This is a genomic window from Phaeobacter sp. CAU 1743, from assembly GCF_039839315.1.
GTDB lineage: Bacteria > Pseudomonadota > Alphaproteobacteria > Rhodobacterales > Rhodobacteraceae > Phycobacter > Phycobacter gallaeciensis_A.
This window is the reverse complement of the sequence record NZ_JBDOQR010000164.1, coordinates 1-2,603: the sequence shown is the minus strand read 5'-3', so window position 1 is coordinate 2,603 and position 2,603 is coordinate 1. Positions and strand designations below refer to the sequence as shown.

General features: G+C 61.7%; 2 protein-coding genes and 1 pseudogene. All 3 read left to right on the top strand.

The features are described from left to right. Nucleotides 1-139: 139 nt before the first annotated feature. A complete protein-coding gene (locus AAFO90_RS24585; protein ID WP_347511153.1) occupies nt 140-601 on the top strand; it encodes a transposase in 462 nt (153 codons plus the stop codon). Further along, nucleotides 598-951: an IS66 family insertion sequence element accessory protein TnpB gene (tnpB, locus tag AAFO90_RS24580; RefSeq protein WP_347511152.1), complete on the top strand. Its 354-nt coding sequence runs from the start codon at nt 598-600 to the stop codon at nt 949-951. Before AAFO90_RS24585 ends, tnpB begins: the two co-directional genes overlap by 4 nt. 64 nt (nt 952-1,015) lie before the next feature. Beyond that, nucleotides 1,016-2,478 (top strand): annotated as a pseudogene (locus AAFO90_RS24575) (IS66 family transposase); the annotation flags it as partial. Nucleotides 2,479-2,603 lie beyond the last annotated feature (125 nt).

The window sequence follows — 2,603 nt, the reverse complement described above, 5'->3', positions numbered from 1 at the left end:
CATGGCGCCATCGGCTATCGGCCGCCGCAAGAAGTGGAGGAAACTTTCTACGCAAGCATAAACGCTCTTGATCACGTCGCCTAAGTTTTGAACAAAAAACTCTCCGGCAAACCCGGGGCGGTTCAGATGGAGGTTTCGCATGGCGGATGGTGGAGGCGGATTTGTGGGGCGTTGCGAGGTTGTTGAACCTCGGCGGCGGGGCAAGCGGCGTTGGCCTGATGAATTGAAGGCTCGGATTGTGGCAGAGAGCCTTCAACCCGGTGTCCGGGTTGTCGATGTGGCAGCGCGCTATGACATTCTACCCCATCATTTGTCAGATTGGCGTCGCCATGCGCGTCAGGGCCGGTTGGCTCTGCCGAGTGAATTGATGGACGCGTTGAACGGATCGCCAAGGTCGGAGGCGACGGCGCCCGCCTTCGTGCCATTGTCCATTCTGCCTGAGCCGATGGGTCAGCCGGCATCTTCCATGGCGGAGGCCGGACATGCTGGCATCGGGGTGATGACGATCGAGGTCGGGGCCGACGTTCTGCTGCGCATCCCTGGTGATGTTGCGGTGGAGCGGGCATCGGCCTTGGTGCATGCGCTGCGGAGTGTGGGATGATTGTCGCGGGACAACGGTTGCCGATCCTGATCGCGACAAAGCCGGTGGACTTTCGCTGCGGGCACCAGGCCTTGGCGCTGATCGTGCAGACGGAGCTGAAGCTGGATCCGCATTCTGGGGTGACGGTGGTGTTCCGATCGAAGCGCGGCGACAGGATGAAGATCCTTGTGTGGGACGGCACCGGAATGGTGCTTACCTACAAGGTGCTCGAACAGAGCAGCTTCGCTTGGCCACGGGTTCAGGATGGGGTGATGCGGGTATCCCGCGCCCAATTCGAGGCCCTTTTTGAGGGTCTGGACTGGCGTCGTGTGATGGCGCACAGGGTGCGCCCACCGGCTGCGGCAGGATGACTCAGCCCATAGGATGTGGCATTGTTTTATTGGGCTTTCTGCCGCGGATCGGATAGAAAAGCGCATGTCGCACCCCTTCGATCTTAGCCTGTTCCCGGACCTCCCACCCGCGGTGGTGAGAGCCTTTAAGGCGATGCAGTCCGAGCTTTCTGTCGAGCGCGCGGCTCGCCAGCACGAGCAGGCGGTGGTGGCCGCGAAGGAGGCCTTCATCACAGACCTGAAGGCGTTGATCGAGAAGCTGGAAGGTCAGGTTCGAGACTACCGGCGCACGAAGTTCGGGCCGAAGTCGGAGAAGCTGGACCCGGCACAGTTGGAGCTGGCGCTGGAGGACCTGGAAACCGCCATCGCCGAGACGCGGGCACAGATTGCCGCCGTCGAGGAGAAGATCGCCACCAGCGCGACAGATCCGGAACAGAAAGCGCCGCGCAAACCCCGCAAGGCACGAGCACTGCCGAAAAGCCTGCCGCGCGTGGAACGCGTGGTCGAACCTGACAGCATTGCCTGCCCCTGTGGCTGCGGCGACATGGTGCGGATTGGCGAAGACCGGACCGAGCGGTTGGATTACATCCCCGCGCGCTATCAGGTGATCGTCACGATCCGTCCCCGGTATGCCTGCCCCAAAGGGCGCACGGGCGTGGTGCAAGCCAAGGCCCCCGCGCATCTGCTGGAAGGCAGCTGGCCGACCGAAGCGTTGCTTGCGCAAATCGCTGTGTCCAAACATTCCGAACATATGCCGTTGAACCGGCAAGCCTTGGTCATGGCGCGGCATGGGGTGCCGATTGATCGGTCGGTTTTGGCCGACTGGATGGGCCGGACCGGTGCGCTGATCGCGGCTGGGGCGGGAGCGCCCCGCCAGGCGTGGTGTTCCATTACCGGCCCGGTCGAAAAGGCGATTATGCTGCCGAGATCCTCAAGGGCTTCAACGGCACGATCCAGGTCGATGCCTATGGCGGCTATTCCCATCTGGCGACACCCAAGCGCACAGGCGGCGACCCGTTGCGGCTGGCCTTCTGTTGGGCGCACGGGCGCAGGAAGCTGATCAAGGCCAAGCCCAAGAAGGGATCGCCCATCGTGGATGAGGCGCTCCTGCGCATCGCGGCGCTCTACAAGATCGAAAATGAGATCCGTGGTGCCGCCCCGGATCACCGCCACACGGTCCGACAGGAGAAGTCGCTCCCGCTGGTGGACAAATTCTTCAATTGGCTGAAGGCACAGGCCGAACGCATCTCGCGCAAATCAGATCTCGGTGTGGCAATAGCCTACATGCTGAAACGCCAGGACGGCTTCCGGCTGTTCCTCGACGACGGTCGGGTCGACATGGATTCGAACCTGGTCGAAAACGCGATCCGCAGCCCGGCCATGAACCGCCGCAATTCACTTTTTGCCGGCCACGACGAAGGCGGACGAAATTGGGCCCGCTTCGCCAGCCTGATTGGCACGTGCAAGATGAATAGTGTCGAGCCCTATGCCTATCTGCGCGATCTGTTCACGAAGCTGGCTAACGGCCACCTCGCCCAAAACATCGATGAACCGCCCCGGGTTTGCCGGAGAGTTTTTTGTTCAAAACTTAGGCGACGTGATCAAGAGCGTTTATGCTTGCGTAGAAAGTTTCCTCCACTTCTTGCGGCGGCCGATAGCCGATGGCGCCATGT